11 protein-coding genes are annotated in these 18905 nt (G+C 37.4%); 6 read left to right on the top strand and 5 right to left on the bottom strand.

What is annotated here, in order from left to right:
* Positions 1 to 210 precede the first annotated feature (210 nt).
* The 5 genes from ruvA to G7051_RS03445 all read left to right on the top strand — a co-directional run bounded on the left by ruvA (position 211) and on the right by G7051_RS03445 (position 11757).
* Complete coding sequence (ruvA, locus tag G7051_RS03465) at positions 211 to 792, top strand: Holliday junction branch migration protein RuvA (RefSeq protein WP_166198576.1); 582 nt, start codon at positions 211 to 213, stop codon at positions 790 to 792.
* 35 nt (positions 793 to 827) lie between these two features.
* Complete coding sequence (gene sprA / locus G7051_RS03460; RefSeq protein ID WP_166198574.1) at positions 828 to 8300, top strand: cell surface protein SprA; 7473 nt, start codon at positions 828 to 830, stop codon at positions 8298 to 8300.
* A 223-nt stretch (positions 8301 to 8523) separates the two neighbouring features.
* Positions 8524 to 10071 carry a sensor histidine kinase KdpD gene (locus tag G7051_RS03455; RefSeq protein ID WP_166111182.1) on the top strand — a complete coding sequence of 516 codons (1548 nt, stop codon included), beginning with the start codon at positions 8524 to 8526 and terminating at the stop codon, positions 10069 to 10071.
* 7 nt (positions 10072 to 10078) lie between these two features.
* Positions 10079 to 10798 (top strand): response regulator transcription factor, encoded by a 720-nt coding sequence (locus G7051_RS03450; protein WP_166111177.1) that lies wholly within the window; start codon positions 10079 to 10081, stop codon positions 10796 to 10798.
* A 239-nt stretch (positions 10799 to 11037) separates the two neighbouring features.
* On the top strand, positions 11038 to 11757 hold the full coding sequence (locus tag G7051_RS03445; RefSeq protein WP_166198572.1) for a GDSL-type esterase/lipase family protein: 720 nt from the start codon (positions 11038 to 11040) through the stop codon (positions 11755 to 11757).
* Here G7051_RS03445 and G7051_RS03440 read toward each other — a convergent pair whose 3' ends face one another.
* The 4 genes from G7051_RS03440 to G7051_RS03425 form a co-directional block, all read right to left on the bottom strand.
* Positions 11758 to 14115 carry an ATP-dependent helicase gene (locus G7051_RS03440; protein WP_166198570.1) on the bottom strand — a complete coding sequence of 786 codons (2358 nt, stop codon included), beginning with the start codon at positions 14113 to 14115 and terminating at the stop codon, positions 11758 to 11760.
* Positions 14116 to 14269: 154 nt separating this feature from the next.
* Positions 14270 to 14989: a head GIN domain-containing protein gene (locus G7051_RS03435; protein ID WP_166198568.1), complete on the bottom strand. Its 720-nt coding sequence runs from the start codon at positions 14987 to 14989 to the stop codon at positions 14270 to 14272.
* Positions 14990 to 15102: 113 nt separating this feature from the next.
* Positions 15103 to 15825: a head GIN domain-containing protein gene (locus G7051_RS03430; protein WP_166198566.1), complete on the bottom strand. Its 723-nt coding sequence runs from the start codon at positions 15823 to 15825 to the stop codon at positions 15103 to 15105.
* A gap of 203 nt (positions 15826 to 16028) precedes the next feature.
* Positions 16029 to 17273, bottom strand: coding sequence for a glycoside hydrolase family 88 protein (locus G7051_RS03425; protein WP_166198564.1), 1245 nt, complete (start codon positions 17271 to 17273; stop codon positions 16029 to 16031).
* 228 nt (positions 17274 to 17501) lie between these two features.
* On the opposite strand from G7051_RS03425, the gene G7051_RS03420 reads away from it, so the two are divergent.
* Positions 17502 to 18038, top strand: coding sequence for a PsbP-related protein (locus G7051_RS03420; RefSeq protein ID WP_166198562.1), 537 nt, complete (start codon positions 17502 to 17504; stop codon positions 18036 to 18038).
* A 173-nt stretch (positions 18039 to 18211) separates the two neighbouring features.
* Here G7051_RS03420 and G7051_RS03415 read toward each other — a convergent pair whose 3' ends face one another.
* Positions 18212 to 18766, bottom strand: a complete 555-nt coding sequence (locus tag G7051_RS03415) for a hypothetical protein (RefSeq protein WP_166198560.1) — start codon at positions 18764 to 18766, stop codon at positions 18212 to 18214.
* Between the last annotated feature and the right edge of the window lie 139 nt (positions 18767 to 18905).

The raw sequence follows: 18905 nt of genomic DNA, 5'->3' as shown, positions 1-18905 counted from the left end.
CTTTTGCATAACTAGGGATAGTCGCGACTGCCTTGAAGCAGTAGAGTATAATCGGCATTTAGACTATGTTAATGGATTAAATAAATTACAGAAAATAGGTAATGATACGTTTAAAATCATAACTCTCTATTGTTGTTATATTACTAGTTAAATAAACAAGGAGGTCTGAGACCTATTTAGATAGAAACTTCAAATTACTGCACTATAATTATGATTGATTATATAAAAGGAGACATAGCAGAGTTAACACCTGCTTCAGCGACTCTGGATGTTAATGGAATTGGATACTTTATCAGTATCTCTCTGAACACCTATTCGGCATTGGAGAATAAGGCGAATGAAAAATTATTTATTTACGAGTCAATTCGTGAAGATGCACATCAATTATTTGGTTTTATAAACAAGCAAGAAAGAGAATTGTTCATGCATTTGATCAGCGTTTCGGGTATCGGAGCGAGCACTGCCCGTATGATTCTGTCTTCGATGAGTCCAAGTGAACTTGAGGTTGTAATATCATCAGGTAATGCCGATATGTTGAAAACAGTCAAAGGTATTGGGTTGAAAACTGCACAGCGTGTTATAGTTGACCTGAAAGATAAGATAAAAGTATCGGGTAATCACGAGAAAGGCGATATCACCATAAATAGCGAAACTGCTAATGAGGCTATAGCCGCTCTGGTGATGCTTGGTTTTAATCAGGCTCCTTCTCAAAAAGTAGTGTCGAAACTGATGAAAGACAAACCAGACAGTACAATAGAACAAGTAATAAAGGCTGCATTGAAAATACTGTGAGAAATTTCCGGATCAAGGGCTTAAGCTGTATTTAGTTGAAGAAGAATTTTAAATATTTTATTCTCTTATCACTCTTTATTTGTGGTATAAGTTTGTTCTCCGGCACTACCGGACGGATAGACTATGTACTGCCGGATATAAATGCAGAAGTAGCTTTACCTCAGGATACAGGAGCTATTTATCCGGTACGGAAAACTCAGATCACAAATTATGAAGACCTTATACAGAAGACACCTGTTGATCTTCGTGATCCGTCGAATGTGAAAACAGAAGTAGAGTTTGACGTAAAACATAATATCTATTTATTCCGTACAAAGATTGACAATGGTGAGTGGGTTACACCTTTTACGCTGAATCCTCAGCAGTATATGGATTACTCACTTAAAGAATCCATGTCGCAATATTTTAGGGCTAAGAATTCTGAAGCATACGATCAAAAAGATAAAAAGGAAGAATTCTCACTGAAAGATATTAAAGTTAACCTCGGATCTCTGGAGCGTGTTTTTGGTCCCGGAGGAGTTCAGCTTAAAACTCAGGGGTATACCGAAGTTTCGGCAGGTATAAGGCATACAACTACTGAAAATCCGACTTTAGCTCTCAAAAACAGGAGCCGTACGATGTTCGATTTTCAACAGAAAATACAAATGAATGTCAACGCTTCGGTTGGGGATAAAGTCAATTTTGGGCTAAATTATGACACAGAAGCCACCTTCGACTTTGATTCAAAACGCTTGAAGCTAGCCTATGAAGGTGATGAAGATGAAATAATAAAATACCTCGGAGCAGGAAACGTAGCTCTGAATACTACCAATTCGCTTATTAGTGGCGGTGCATCCTTATTCGGTATTCGTGCCGATTTGCAGTTCGGAAAATTAAGAGTAAATACTGTAATTTCTCAACAGGAATCAGAAACACAATCAGTTGGATCAAAAGGTGGCGTGCAAACCACAAATTATCAGTTTGATGCATCTAAATACGATGAAAATCAGCACTTTTTCTTAACCCGATACTTTAGGGACAAGTTTGATGACGGAATGAGTAAGCTTCCCTTTGTAAATTCGCCTATATTGATAACTCGTATAGAACTATGGGTGACTAATAAACGAGGTAATTTTGATAATGCTCGTAACATAGTCGGATTTGTGGATATGGGAGAGCATGGTGATAATATAAAGAATAAGAATAAATGGACTAGCCAAGGTTCGTCTATTTTCCCCAGTAACACGGCAAATAATTTATATAGCGTTGTAAACAGTACATATGCCAAAGCTCGTAATATAAGTGATGTAAATGAGGTTCTGACTAATCAGGCAGGCTTGGTAAGCGGACAGGATTATGAGAAGCTGGAAAGTGCCAGGTTATTGGATGCCAATGAATATACGGTGAATACACAACTCGGGTTCGTATCCCTAAAATCAGCCTTGGCCGATGATGAAGTTTTGGCAGTAGCCTTCGAGTATACTATGAATGGTCAGGCATATAGAGTAGGGGAGTTTGCCAGTGAGATTCCCAATAAAGTACAACAGGGAACCAAGTCGGGAGCTTTGTTTATAAAACTGGTAAAACCCGTAGCACTATCGCCCAATTCTTATGCATGGGATTTGATGATGAAAAACGTCTACCGTCTTGGAGATAGACAGATTCAAAAGGATAAGTTCCGATTGAATATTACCTACTTAAGTGACACAACAGGTACTTACATCAACTATTTACCGGCAGGCGCAATACAGAATAAACTCTTGCTAAGAGTAATGAACTTAGATCGTTTGGATGCACAGGAAAACCAGCATCCGGATGGTATTTTTGACTTTTTACCGGGTTTTACAATTCTTCCCGAAACTGGCAGGATCATATTTCCGGTTGTAGAGCCTTTTGGTTCACATCTCCGTAAGCAAATAGCTAATGATGCTATTGCTGATCAATTTGTTTATCAACAGTTATATGATTCAACACAATTTGTAGCAATACAAATTGCCGATAGAAATAAATTCAGGATAAGTGGTTCTTATCGTGCATCAGCATCTAATTCGGTTATAAATCTTAATGCAATGAATGTTGCACGCGGATCGGTGGTGGTTACCGCCAATGGAATTCCTTTAGTGGAAAATGCCGATTATACGGTCGATTATTCTGCCGGAACGGTTACCATTCTCAATCAAGCGCTCATTGATGCCGGAACACCTATTAATGTAACTCTCGAAAATCAAGCCTTGTTCAGTATGCAGAGGAAAACCCTGCTTGGGATGAATCTGAGTTACGAATTTACCAAAGATTTTACAGTCGGTGCTACAGTTATGCATATGTACGAAAGGCCACTGACCATGAAAGTGGGTATCGGTGAAGAAGCGATCAAGAATACAATCTGGGGTTTGAATACTTCCTATCGGGCACAATCGCAATGGTTAACCAATTTGATTGATAAACTTCCATTCCTTACAGCAACAGCACCATCTCAGATAGCTTTGAATGCCGAGTTTGCTCATATGATTGGAGGGCATTACCAAAATCAATATTTACATGGATACTCGTATCTGGATGATTTCGAATCGGCTAAATCGACTGTTTCGTTGAATAATCCTTATGCATGGAAACTATCTTCTACACCCTCGATGTTTCCGGAGTCAAAACTGAATGATAATATTGAGTATGGCAATAACAGAGCTCATTTGTCGTGGTATACAATTGATAACCTGTTTACTCGTAAAAATTCATCATTGAGACCCGATTATATTAATGCCGATAGTTTATCTAACCATTTTGTGAGGGAGATTCAGCAATCAGAAATTTATCCAAATCGGGATATTTTGGCAAATGAACCACCGCTTATTTCGACTCTTAACTTAACTTACTACCCTCAGGAAAGAGGTATGTATAACCTCGATGCTACAAATATCACTCCCGAAGGTACATTGCTAAACCCGGACAAAAGATGGGGAGGGATTACCCGCAAGATAGATAACAGAGATTTTGAAAGTACCAATATTGAGTATATCCAATTTTGGCTGATGGATCCTTTTGTGTATAATGATCAAGCGAAGTATAAAAATGATGGAGGAGATTTATATTTTAATCTGGGAGATATCTCGGAAGACATATTAAAAGATGGTCGGAAGTTTTATGAAAACGGGCTTCCTTTAGATGATGATCCCTCAGCTTATACCTATAATGTTTGGGGTAAAGTTCCTACCCGGCAGTCTACTGTATATGCTTTTGACCTTTCGGGGGGAGCTGCCTCTATAGCTAAACAAGATGTGGGTTTAAACGGTTTGAGTAGAACCGAAGAAGCTCAATTTGAAACATACGCAAAGTATCTGGCAACTTTTAGGTCTAAGATTTCGGGAGCAACAGAGGCTGCCATGTTACAAGACCCTTTCTCGCCGTTAAACGACTTATCAGGGGATAAGTACCACCATTATCGTGGGGCAGATTATGATAGAGAGAGACTGGGTATTATTGCAAGGTATAAATACTTTAATGGAACCGAAGGAAACTCTGCAGAGGGAGATTCGGGTGCAAACGGTTTTTCGATGGCAGCGACCATTCATCCGGATGTAGAAGATTTGGATCAGGATAATACCATGAACGAGAACGAACGGTATTACCAATACAAGGTACATTTACAGCCGGATCAAATGGAGGTGGGAAGAAATTTCATTTCCGATAAACGTACGGTCGAAGTTGAGTTACGAAATGGACAGAAAGGAAATATAACATGGTATCAGTTTCAGGTACCTATCCGTACGCCTCAAAAAGAAGTAGTAGGAAATATTAAAGATTTTACTTCAATACGTTTTATGCGTATGTTTCTTACCGGATTCAAACAAACTACGTATTTGAGGTTCGGTACACTCGATTTAGTGAGAGGTGATTGGCGAGTATACACACAAACCCTTCAGGATGGTATAAATCAGGGATTGGGATCACTAAATATCTTCGCTGTAAATATTGAAGAAAACAGTACAAAAACTCCTGTTAATTATGTTCTTCCTCCGGGTGTTACACGTATTTTAGATCCTAGTCAACCTCAGGTAAGACAAGAGAATGAGCAAGCACTAGCTTTGCAGGTTTTAAAACTGGAGCCGGAAGATGCCAGAGCTGTATTTAAGCCGACCAGTTATGATCTTCGTCGCTACAAACGCTTGCAAATGTTTACTCATGCAGAGGAACTTATCGATGGTCCCGCAATTGCGGATGGAGAGATGACCGTCTTTCTGAGATTAGGATCCGATTATAGAAGTAATTATTACGAATACGAAATACCTTTATCTATAACTCCTGCCGGGAATTATAATACGAATAACCCTACTGACCAACGGATCGTATGGCCAACTAATAACATGTTTGATTTTCCTTTGGAGATTTTAAAGAATCTGAAACTTAAAAGAAATAAGGAGAAGAGACAGGTTGGGTCGAAAGTTTCGTATACAGAGCGATATTCGGATTACGATCCGGAGAAGGTTGCCAATAAGATAACTGTTATCGGTAATCCAAGTCTTTCGGAAGTAAACGTAATAATGATCGGTATACGTAACAATTCGCGTACGGTGAAATCAGGCGAGGTGTGGGTGAATGAACTGCGATTGACTGACTATGACGATGAGAATGGATGGGCGGCACAAGGCAATCTGAACATTGCATTGTCGGATGTTGGAACAATTTCTTTTTCGGGAAGAAAAGAAACCTCCGGATTTGGTTCAATCGATCAAAACCTGATGGAACGGCGTTTAGATGATTTTTATTCGTATGATATTGCTACAACTGTCGATTTAGGAAGATTCTTACCCGAGAAAGCAAAAGTGAACCTGCCCCTTTATTATTCTTATTCTAATCAAACTACTACACCTAAATATGATCCGTTGGATCAGGATGTGACTTTGAAAGAATCGTTGAGCATTGTAGAAACAAGAGCCGAAAAAGATTCAATAAAAAGTTTAGCTCAGGATCGAACTACGACGAAGAATCTGAGCTTAACCAATATGAAAGTAAATATTCAGAGTAAGACTCCAATGCCTTATGACCCTGCAAACTTTACTTTCGGCTACGCATATAGTCAGACCGAAGTGAAGAATCCGACTACAGTTTACGATCAGACGAAGAATTACAAAGCAAGCTTAAACTATTCATACTCACCTTCGATGAAGACTTGGGCTCCGTTTAAGAGCATGCAAAGCAAAGCACCATTGGCTAAATACCCGAAGTCTCTGGGGATAAATTATTTGCCGAGCAATATATCTTTCAATTCGTATATGACACGTTTTTACACAGAAACACTCGTGCGGGATTTAGATGGATATATTTTAGGAGGAGGCAGTACCAATGATAACTTATTTTTGACTTGGAGCCAGAACTTTTATTGGGATCGAGACTTTAGTATTAATTGGGATCTATTAAGAAACTTAAAAATAAGTATTCAAACAGGTACCCGAGCCGAAATAGAAGAGCCTTTTTTGCAGGTGAATAAAAAGTTGAATAGAGATGATTATGAGCTTTGGCGAGATGATGTTTTGCGAAGCATACGTAATCTGGGAGACCCGCTGGCATACAGACAGACTGCCAGGGTAACATATGCATTGCCGCTAAATAACATACCGTTTTTAGACTGGATCAGTTCATCGGCCAATTACGACAGTGGCTATACTTGGGATCGAGGAGCGGTTATAGATACTACTGTAGAGGTAGGAAATACCATAACTAATAATCTGACCTTGACATTCAATAATAGGTTAGATCTTACATCACTATACAATAGATCTCCTTTCTTGAAGAAAGTAAATGATAAATTCGATATTAACCGTCGTCGTCAGAATGCCCAAAGAGAGAGACGCCCTTCGGAGAACCGAAAGAAACGTTTCGAGCAGGAGGTTCGATTAAATACCGATTCTGCAACCATCGTGAAGCATGGGATGAATACGAAGAATATTCAGCTTGTAGCCAGACAAGGTACTAAGTTGTTTAAAGTCAAATATAAGCGTATTGACGAAAATACCATACGTATCACAACGAAGGATACGGCACAAATAAAAATCAATATTGTAGAAAAAGGAGATCAGGAAGAGACCACTTTATATAAAATAGCCCAGTATACAGCTCGGGGATTAATGTCAGTAAGATCAGTCTCATTTAATTACTCTACTCGTGAAGAAACAGCCATCGGAGGCTTCCGACCGGGTATTGGAGATGTCTTTGGACAAAAACAAACCGAATATGGAATGACCCCCGGTGTTGGGTTTGCTTTTGGGTTCGACGGTGGTGAACAGTATATCGATAAATCGCTTCGTAATGACTGGCTGGTGTTGAATGAAATGAGCATAAGTCCTGCGGTATATAATTCAATTAGTAAATTCGATTTCGAAGCCCAGATAGAACCTATACGCGGATTGAAAGTCAGGCTGACTGCTTTGCATGAAAAAAATGACCGGACCACATTCCAGTACGATACTCAGGCTAATGTCACAAAAATATTTGGAGGTAGCTTTACGATGAGTACAATTGCCATTGGATCGAGTTTCGAAAGTAGTAATATTGGAAATAACTATAAATCAGCATCATTTAGTAAGTTCTTAAAAAACAGGGATATTATAGCAAAACGATTGACGGATAAATATTCGGGTGTTTATTATCCTAATGTAGGTTTTATTGCTGAGGCAGGATTAGGTAATAAGTTATTTGATCCAGCCAATGGAGTTGTGAATCCAAATTCACCGGATGTTCTGATTCCTGCATTTCTTTCAGCCTATACAAGTGGAGGTAGTGCCAATAATATTGCTTTGACTGCATTCCCGAAATTATTGTCGATGTTGCCTAACTGGCGAGTAAATTACGATGGGCTGACAACCTTACCTTGGTTTAAAGATAAGTTCAAGAATTTTATTCTATCACACGCCTATACAGCTCAATACAGTGTCGGATCATATTCGTCGTTCCTAACTTGGATTGAAGCCGGTGATAATATAGGATTCATAAAGAGTCTGGATGATGTAGCTATGCCTCTTCCAACCTCGGCATACGACATATCTTCTGTTAACCTTATCGAACAGTTCAATCCACTACTGGGAGCGGAAGGTACTATGACTAATAATCTGACTTTGAAAGCACGATATAATTATTCCAGAATGTTGAACCTCAGCATAACGTCATTCCAAATTGTAGAGACACTCCAAAAGGATTTTGTTTTGGGTGCAGGGTATCGTATTAACGAATTTAATAAATTGATCGGACTGCCGATTAAAAACGACAGAGGATTTAATAATGATTTAAATGTGACAGCCGATATCTCCAGAAGAACAAATCATGCTTTGATACGCCGGATAGACGAAGGATTTACTGATGCTACAAGCGGTAGTACGATATTGACACTCAAACTATCGGCCGAATACACATTAAGCAGAGCCTTATTACTACGGGCTTTCTACGATCGTGTTGTAAATTCACCACTAATATCATCAAGTTCCTACCCAACATCCAATACTAATTTCGGAATAAGTCTTCGATTTACTCTTACAGAGTAGTAGATGAATCGTCTGCGTTCTATATTAATAGACTTTGATGAGGTTTTATAGATGAATTCTATTTATTTTCTTTATTTTTGTCTAAGATTTTTAATAAAATAAAAAAAAAGAGATCTTCGATTTTTAAGTCTAAATGTTAAACAAAAATAGATTATCTTTGTTTTAAGATATCATAGGTACTTGATAATTGCTCGGTTATAATGTATATGGAAAATAAAAGAAAATGAAAAAATCAACGATATGGTTACTCGCAGGGGTGATGGCTTTCACCTTTTTCGGTCTACTGTACTTGCAGATTAGTTATTTCCGTATCTCCCTTAAAATGAGGAATGATCAGTTTGAAGAGGCAGTAAGCAGAAGCCTTTACCAAGTATCTAAAAATTTAGAACTGGATCAGACTAAAAAATATCTGGATCAGGAAATTATTGATTTTCAGAATAAAAATGGGTATAAAGATCCATTAGGAGGAGAAAAAACCGTAACACATACTCAGCAAATACAAATTACTGACCCTACGGGTGCTCCGATCATGAATATGGAGTATAATATTTCTCAAACGACCAGTATAAAATCGCCAAAGAGCAACAATGCTTCGCGTGGAGGAGCAAATGCTTTAGCACAGGCATCGTTTAATATACAAGAATTATTTAAGCAACGTTACGATTATCAAAGACAGTTATTAGATAATGTGATCTATAAATTAATTCAAACATCAAGTACAGTTCCTCTGGATGAAAAATTAAATTATAAAACATTAAACGATAATATAAAAGACGAACTCCGATACAATGGTATCGATTTACCATTTCGGTTCGAAATTGTAGATAAAAATGATAAACCTGTATATAAACAGGAGAATTATGGAGAGCCTGATAAGAATGCATTATATACTCAGGTATTATATCCTAATGACCCGATTGATAAGTTAAACTACCTGAGGGTGTCTTTTCCTACAAAGAAAGATTATCTTTTTAGTGATGAGATTTCGTTTATAGTACCGGCTTTTGTATTTACATTAATTCTTTTAGTGACATTTATAATATCAATCTATTTAATATTCAGACAAAAGCGTTTGTCGGAAATGAAGAGCGACTTTATGAATAACATGACTCACGAGTTGAAGACTCCTGTGTCGACAATTTCTCTGGCTGCCCAGATGCTAAAAGATCCGGGAATAATGAAGTCACCGGAAATATTTAAACACATATCAAGTGTTATAAATGATGAAACTAAACGTCTGAGTTTTCAGGTAGAAAAGGTTTTGCAGATGTCTCTTTTCGAGAAACAAAAGGCAACGCTGAAATTCAAAGAGTTAGATGCAAATGATGTAATCGTAAATGTAGCGAACACTTTTCAGCTTAAGGTTGAAAAATTCGGAGGAAAAATTGATATTGATCTCGAAGCAAATGACACATTAATAAGTGCAGATGAAATGCACTTTACAAATGTTTTATTTAATTTGTTAGATAATGCACTTAAATATAGACGCGAAGATGTGACCTTAGAATTGATGATAAGGACATGGAATCAAAACAATAAGATATATATAAGTGTTGAAGATAATGGAATAGGTATAAAAAAAGAAGATGCTAAAAAGATTTTTGAACGCTTCTTTAGAGTGTCTACCGGAAACCTACACGATGTAAAAGGTTTTGGATTAGGTCTGGCTTATGTTAAGAAAATAGTTGAAGACCATAAAGGAACTATTAAAGTAGAAAGTGAATTGGGACAAGGAACCAAATTTATTATAAGTTTATTCAATATAAAGTAGAGATATTATGGAAGAGAAGTTGAAATTGTTTTTATGTGAAGATGACGAGAACCTAGGAATGTTACTCAGAGAGTACCTCCAAGCTAAAGGATTCGACACAGATTTATATCCGGACGGAGAAGCCGGGTATAAGGGTTTTGTTAAAGAAAAATACGATTTATGTGTTTTAGACGTAATGATGCCCAAGAAAGACGGAATAACATTGGTAAAAGAAATTAGAGCAATCAATCCGGATATTCCAATTATATTTTTAACAGCTAAAAATATGAAGGATGATATCTTGGATGGCTTTAAAGCCGGAGCTGATGACTATATTACCAAACCTTTTAGTATGGAAGAATTGGTGCTTCGTATCGAAGCTATATTCAGAAGAGTAAAAGGCAAAAAAGGTAAAGATCGTCAAGTATATCAATTTGGTAAAATGGTTTTTGATACTCAAAAACAAATCCTAACCATTAGTGGAGAGAGTACCAAATTGACAACAAAGGAATCGGAACTTTTAGGATTACTTTGTGCTCATGCTAATGATATTTTGGAACGTAACCATGCTTTAAAACAAATATGGGTAGATGATAACTACTTTAATGCCAGAAGTATGGATGTTTATATTACTAAGCTTAGAAAGCTGTTAAAAGCTGATCCTGAAATTGAAATTATCAATATTCACGGAAAAGGTTACAAGCTGATAGCTCCTGTAAATGAAGACGCTGATGATAGCGAAGCTTAAATAAAAACGTTACTACTATAAAAAAGAAAGTCAACTTTAATTTAAAGGTGACTTTCTTTTTTATGAGGTCTGCCTACTAATTTTAGAGAACCTATCTTATGATATTATCTAAGTCTAATAACCTATTTCCGGTAGTCAGGTTTACAATAATCTTGCTGATGTTTATATTCTCTGCACCGAGTTGTAACTATGGGCATAAGAGCAAAGATATCAATCAATTAAAAGTATACCGTAAAAACATGAAGATCCCATTAAAAGGAAAAAAGATTCTTTTATATGGCGACAGTATTTCTTCGTCCGAGTATCCGTGCTATAAATCGGCACTTGAAGAATTAACCGGGGCCGAAGTATATGCGGGAGGCTTTCCCGGATACACAACAAGTCAGTTAGCTAAAGACGCACAATTGCAGCTGATTTTTGACTATAAGCCTGATATTATAATCTGTTTAGTAGGAGGAAATGATGCCGGAGTAAAGGGTGAAGTAGGCACTTTTGGGGCAACAGATGAAATTCCGGTCAAAGAAACCGACATTACAAAAGATTATTCAGGTTATACTTTTATACAGGCAGTAGCACATATAATAGAAAAAATCGATAAGCATTATAACATGGATGAGAGTACTCATATGTTAAGTGCCGAGGATATTTCTTCCGAAAGACCATTTCTGGTATTTTGTACCACTTTACCTCAAAAACGAAGTAACCGATTCAATAAATTTTCGAGATCAGACAATTGGCTCCGCAAAAGAGATGCAGTTGTTGAATGTTGCAATAAATATAAGGTTCATTGCATAGACTTCTATAACTTATGTGACTGGGACTTTTCAAAAGAACCATATTGGGTTCCGCCAACAGATGTACACACAAATAGAGGCGTTTTTACGATGGATGGTGTACACCCCAATCAAAAAGGATATGAGGATATGGCTCGCATCATTTATAACGAGTTGGCTTTATAATCAACCGATAATCTCGAATCGGGCAAATTTTAAGAGTAATTGTTTTACCCCAGCATTTTCGAATTCGACAGTCGCTTTTCGACTCGCGGCATCACCCTCAATAGCACTAACTGTGCCTATTCCGAATCGTTCGTGCTTGATTACCGCACCCACTTGTATACCATAAATATCCTTTGTTAGAGGCGTTTTAGGCTCGGCGGTTCGGGCATTTACAAAGTTGGGCTTAGAGTATTTATTCTCTCGTGATGGTATTTGGGGGCTTTCGAAAATCGAATCCTCTCTTAGTTGTACCTGTCTAATTTCCTCTTTCTCTTCTCTGTTTTTACGTACATTATCCCAGAAGCTGCCTTGTATTTGTTGAGAGAATCCACTCATACTGCCTTCCAATATACCTGCATTGGCATTGAGGTACTCCGGATTTATATCTTTAAGGAATCGACTAGGATTGCAGGAGTTGGTCTGCCCGTTACGAAAACGACTCTTTGCATAGGTAAGCATGCAAAACTGCTCGGCTCTGGTTATGGCTACATAAAATAAGCGACGTTCCTCTTCCAAGCCTTTGGGCTCGGATTTAGTCATAGAGGACGGGAAAAGATCTTCTTCCAATCCAACAACAAACACATTTTTAAACTCAAGTCCTTTCGAGGCATGAATGGTCATCATAGTTACTTTCTCATGATCCCCTTCCTTATCGGTATCCTGATCACTCAATAGCGAAACTTCGGATAAGAAATCAATCAATCCGATATTTTGCTCGCCTTCCTCAACTCTCGATTCACAAAATTCATGTATACCACCTAAAAGTTCCTGCAAGTTCTCCTGACGGCTCATCCCCTCGGGAGTCTGGTCTTGATAAGCTTCTCTGGCGATACCACTTTCTTTAACTATTTTAGTCGCTAATTCGTATGCTGAAGCTACAGGTAATTCCTTTATAAAGCCATCGATCAGAATCTGAAAATCCTTTAGTTTTTTAGCTGTTCCAGCATTTACATTCAGATTATGACCTAACGGATCACTTATCGTTTCCCATAAACTAAGATTGTGAAGCTGGGCTGTATCTACAATCTTTCCCACTGTTGTATTTCCTATTCCCCGGGTCGGATAATTGATGATACGTTTGAATGCTTCCTCATCTTTCGGATTGACCACCATACGAAAATAGGCAATAACATCTTTTATTTCTTTTCGCTGGTAGAACGAAAGCCCGCCATATATACGATACGGTATATTCTTCTTACGAAGCGACTCTTCGAATACACGTGACTGTGCATTGGTTCTGTAAAGAATTACAAAATCGCTGTAAGATGAATCTCTATGTCGTCGGAGGTCTTGTATTTTATTAGCAACGATAACTCCTTCTTCGAAGTCCGAAAAAGCACTGGCTACTTCGAGTTTTTCGCCTACCTGATTTTCTGAAAAAACATTTTTTTGTATCTGCCCCTTATTTTGTTTGATAAGGCTATTGGCTGCATTTACAATATTCTGAGTAGAACGATAATTCTGTTCAAGTTTAAATATACGAGCTTCGGGATAATTACTCTTATAATTAAGAATATTATCGATATTAGCTCCACGAAACGAGTAGATACTTTGCGCATCGTCTCCTACCACACATACACGATGATGTGCATCTGCCAATTGTTTAACTACAAGGTATTGAGCAAAGTTGGTATCCTGATACTCATCTACCAGAATAAACTGAAAACGATCCTGATAGTTCTTTAAGACCTCAGGGTGGTCTCTGAATAATCTATTGGTATAATATAGCAAATCATCAAAGTCCATGGTGTTGGACGCCTGCAAACGGGCATTGTACGATCTGTAGATATCCTTAACCATCGGAACTTTAGCTTTCATATCATATTCCTGCATCTCTTTACTTTGGGCATAGGCAACAGGCGATACTAAAGCATTCTTTGCATTGGATATCATCGATTGTATACGGGCGGGCTTGTACACTTTATCATCCAACTGATATTCTTTGATAATGGTCTTTATCAGGTTACGTGAATCGGCTGAATCGAAGATGGTAAAATTAGACGTGAATCCAATCTTCTCGGCTTCGGTTCTGAGAATTCTTGAAAATATCGAGTGGAATGTACCCATCCATAAACGGCGTGCTACACTTTCGCCCATTAATTGTCCTACACGCGCTTTCATTTCACGTGCCGCTTTGTTGGTAAAAGTGAGCGATAATATATTGTGCGGGGGAAGCCCCAGATGTAGTAAATAGGCAATTTTGTAAGTAAGTACACGTGTCTTACCCGATCCGGCTCCGGCTATAACGAGTGAGGGGCCGTCATTATATTCAACAGCTTCACGTTGTGATCCGTTGAGTTCTTGTAGTAGATTATCCATATCCATATATAAGACAAAGATACATAATGCAACAAACCCACTGAAACAAATTGAGTAAATTTATTTCGATAGGTTTGTTGGACTGTTTATAAAGCCGACACTCACAATCTATATTGCAAATATCGGCTTTACTTAAAAAAGGGCGTTTTATATTTTAAAAGGAAGATATACTTCCCGATCCTCTAACTGTTTTGTTGAGTTTTATGGGATTTCCTTTAAATCGAATATCTCCGCTACCACTTATTTTTGCAGTGAGTTCTTCAGTTGCATATACTCTGGCTCCTCCCGAACCCTGTATTGAACAGATTGTGTTTTTTGTTACCAGATTACCGGCATCTATATCGCCACTTCCACTTATCGAAATATTGCTGTTGGTTGCCTTGCCTTTCAATTGGGCATCCCCCGAACCTGCTATAGAAATAGAGAAATCGTTGCATTGAAGGTTCTCGGCAGTTAGGTCTCCGGAACCTGCTATTGATATATTTAATGAAGGAGATTTAAGATCATTTTTGAGTGTCACATCTCCCGATCCGGCTATTCTTACCTTAGTTAGAGTGGCAGAATTTGTATAAGCCTTAAATTTGCTTGGTTGAATGTTTCTACCGTCTAGTGACACTTGCAAGACACCATTCTTGACTTGGGCTTTTACGTATTGTTGAAGATTATCATCTATTTCAATACGCAAATACGGTTTCTGATTGGATTTCTGTTCATAAATGATATCACAAGATCCGGCAACCGATATTTCAGAATATGAAGCTACAGACTTTTCAACAGAAGTTATTTTTTTATTCCCTTTAGTGGAAGAGTTGGAACTTGCCTTACAGGATGTGATTGCGACTAATACACATAGGACAGCTAAGATTTTTTTCATAATTGCAATTTAAGTAAAGTGAATATCTTGTATGGGAGAATAGCAATTCTCCCCGTCTTTTTATGTAAGACTCTTTTGTTTGATGATATGTTACAGCAAAATAGTTTTTTAGACTATTCTTTTGCTTTTATACTACCGATGCCACTGGTTGATAGATTTTTTTCTTTCGGATTTCCTTTATAATTGATTTTCCCTACACCGCTAACATGAGCAGAAAGTACTTGGGATGCATATATATCGACATATCCCATTCCTGATACAGAACAATCTGCATTCTCCGATTTCAACTCGTATGCATTAATATTTGCCTTTCCACTAACAGACATATTGAGATTAGAAGCTTCTCCACCAAGAGTTATATCTGCAATACCTGACATATTTATGTTTATATTCTTACAATGCAGATTTTTGGCTGTAATATGTCCGGCTCCCGACCCTGATATTTGCAGATTCTCGGAATAGATCGAGTCTTTTAATTCGATATCATTTATTCCACCAACCGAAAGCTCAGATAAAGAAGTCGAGTTAGTATATATTTTATAATGCTTAGGATTAATCTCTGAGGTAGACTCTATCGTTAACTTGTTGTTTTCTACTGTTGCCGATACATAATTAACTAGGTTTTCATCGATTTCGATACGTAAATAAGGTTTCTCATCTACTTTTTGTGTGTAGACAATATCAAACTTGTCACTTACTGAAATGCTATTGTAATCGTCTATGGCTATTTCTTTAGAAACCATATTGCCATTTCCTTTGACTCCGTTTTTAAAAGCGGACATGTTACACGAAGTCATAACTATGACACTCATCAAGACGCATACTAGTATTTTCATAATTGTTTAGGTTTTTCTTATATGACTACCTTGAAGAGTGATTGGTTACAAAAAAATAAAAGAAAATTCACGAAAAAAAAAGAAGGTGTGCCAAAAGTCTAGATAGAACAACGATTACACTGAAAAAACAGAAAGTATAGTATCTGTGTGTTATGCGTTCCTAACTTCTTTTGTCACACCCTCTTTTTTACTAGTCGGAGGCCTTATTTAAGATTCTTATATCTAACCAGTGCTTCTAAGAAGTAGTAATCGGCATAGCATAACGGAACGTTAATCTCTGACTTATGAGGAATACTTCCCACACAATGCATAATTATGAAATTAGCATTTGTGCCTAAAGTTGCTCTATAATTTGGAGATGCCAAGCTATGAAGCATTTTGATCGCCATTTCGGTGTAAGATTTATTCTGAGTAAACTCCCCTAATTCAAATAAGGCAGAGCAGACAATGGCTGCTGCCGATGCATCTTTTAATTTTTCCTGAAACTCTACAGCATATGATTTTCCCTGAGGGGTATATCCGGTCTGGCCTACATTAAAATCCCATAGAGGTATAAAATCGGCAGGTAAATTTTTTATGAAGTAATCAGCCAACTGTTTAGCTGTATTCAGATAAGTTGAATCCTTTGTTTCCCTGTAGACCATAGTAAATCCGTAAATTGCCCATGCCTGACCGCGAGCCCATGTAGAGTTGTCACTAAAACCCTGAGCTGTTCCTTTGAAACGGACATCTCCAGTTATGGTATCGTAATCTAGAACATGATACGAGCTGAAGTCTTCCCGGAAATGATTTTTGATGGTTGTATTAGCATGCTTTACAGCAATATCATAGAATTGTTTGTCGCCTGATATTTTCGAAGCATTGAAAAGTAACTCAAGATTCATCATATTATCAATGATAACCGGAAAAGTCCATTTTGTAGTATCTCCCCATGCCTTACCCCCATTCCAGGACTTTATTGATTGTACTTTATCATCATATCGTGTTGATAAAGACCGGGCACTCTCAATCAGTATATTCTTGTATTCAGGCTTAGAAGCCAACCGTTCGGCATTACCATAGCTGCAATACATCATAAAGCCAAGATCGTGATTGCCAGTATACGTTTTTAGAGGTTCGAGCGAATGTGTCCATTTCTCGGCATTGTATCTCCATGTAGTATCACCGGTCAATTCATATAAATACCATAGCGAACCGGGAAAAAATCCGGGAGTCCAGTCATACATATCGGTAACTCTCAGTGTACCGTTCTCATTGGCCGTGCGTGGATAGTTTTTGCCTGTTGGTTCTCCTACATTAGCAAGCATAAGCTTTGTTTGTGCTGAGGCAAACTCTACATTTTCGTTGATGAAGTTTTCTTTTTCTTTCTTTTTTTCTTTTGTGCAAGAAGTGATAAAGAAGGTCCCCATTAATAAAAAAGTGAGTACTGTGATTTTTGATGTTTTCATATAATAGATAAATTAAGGTTGTATAATTCCAAAAATAGGAAAAATAATCTTTTAACATGTATTGTAAGGTATAAATAGTTGATATGCATAATCGAACCTGAAAAAGTAATGCCGGTATGATGATTTTCTATATCTTTATGATCTGTGTAAATATGGAACTCTATATTTCGATATAGTTTCTTCGTTGCTTAATCAATAAACAGGTCTGAGACCTTAAAATAAAATAATATGAAACTTATTAAAAGTACAATTATCTTAGCACTAGCCGTAATGGTTGTTAGTTGCGGTGGAAATTCAAATAAAGAGAATGCAGAGACTGAATCTGTTGAACAGGTTGCCGATAGTAACAAAGTAGCAGCAGGTACTTATACCAATGAACTTTTGGGATACAGTATAAGCTATCCGAAAGATATACTTTTACCTCAGGATGCCTCAGCAAATGGTGAAGAGCAAATTTTCAAGGCTGCCGAAGGAAAAGCAGAGTTGCGTATTTATAGCGATAAGCGTACAGATAAGAGTGGTGCCTCTCTGGCTTTTAATGCAGCTTATGAAGAAGACATAGCCGATAAAAAAGGACGTCAGATTGCCCATAGTGCATTGAGTCCCAATTATTATGTTATATCGGGTCTGGATGGAGACATGCTATATTATCAAAAGACAATTTTCACGAAAGGAGCTTTAGTTACAGCTGTTCTTAAATATCCAAAAGAAGAAAAAGATACTTATAATGCAATGATTTCTCCTATATTCAACTCATTTAAGTAAAAGAAAATATTTAATGACACATTTTAAAGGCATAACAGCCTATCGCTGTTTTGCTTGCCAAAGCAATAAATAGTTCTGCGAACTTAAATAAGAAGAATATCCGGAGTCGAAAATAAAAGAGGCTGCCCCACTTTTGCGGGCAGCCTCTTCATGTATTAAACTATAAACTCTATTTACACTACACGGTTTTCGTCTTTTTTAGGGCGTGCTTCTTTTATGATTGCTCTTTTTTCGGTTCTATACTTATCTCTTAAAGCTTGAATTCTCTCTTTTTGAACTTCGGGCGATATGCGGGTCATTTCTACAGCTTTCTTTTCTTTTTCGAAATTCGATTTCAAATCTGCTAATTTAGCTGTCGTTGCAGCATCTAACTTCATTTGTTTTCCGCCTCTGTTTCTGTTTCCAAAATTCTTACCACCTCTATTATCTCCCTTTGTTTTCTTATCAACCATAACTTGCCATTTTACTTGCTGCTCGGGTGTAAGTAATGCTTTTATATCTGCCTGATGAGTTTTTCGTAAATCTCTTTGCTGACTTCGTAATGCACTGTTCTTTGTTTTAAAATCTTCTGTCAAAGCTTTCATTTTCTCTTGTTGTTCTGCTGTCAGGTTCAACTCTTGAAGAGCTTTAGTTCTGTCGCCACCTCTGCGTCCGCCATCTTTGCCTTGAGCTGATACCCCAAATGAAATACTTGCTAATAATGCTAATGACAATAATATCTTTTTCATATTTTCTTACTTTTAATTGTTTATGCATCTTTGACCTGAAATAAGAGTAGAGGTTTAATCTATTTACATTCTTTAATAAAGCAGTTTAAATCCGATATAAGGGTTTTCTCGTTAGCCGAAACGCACTTCGTGGTATTTA

Source organism: Dysgonomonas sp. HDW5B (assembly GCF_011299335.1).
Classification (GTDB): domain Bacteria; phylum Bacteroidota; class Bacteroidia; order Bacteroidales; family Dysgonomonadaceae; genus Dysgonomonas_A.
This window is presented reverse-complemented; position numbering and strand designations above follow the sequence as displayed.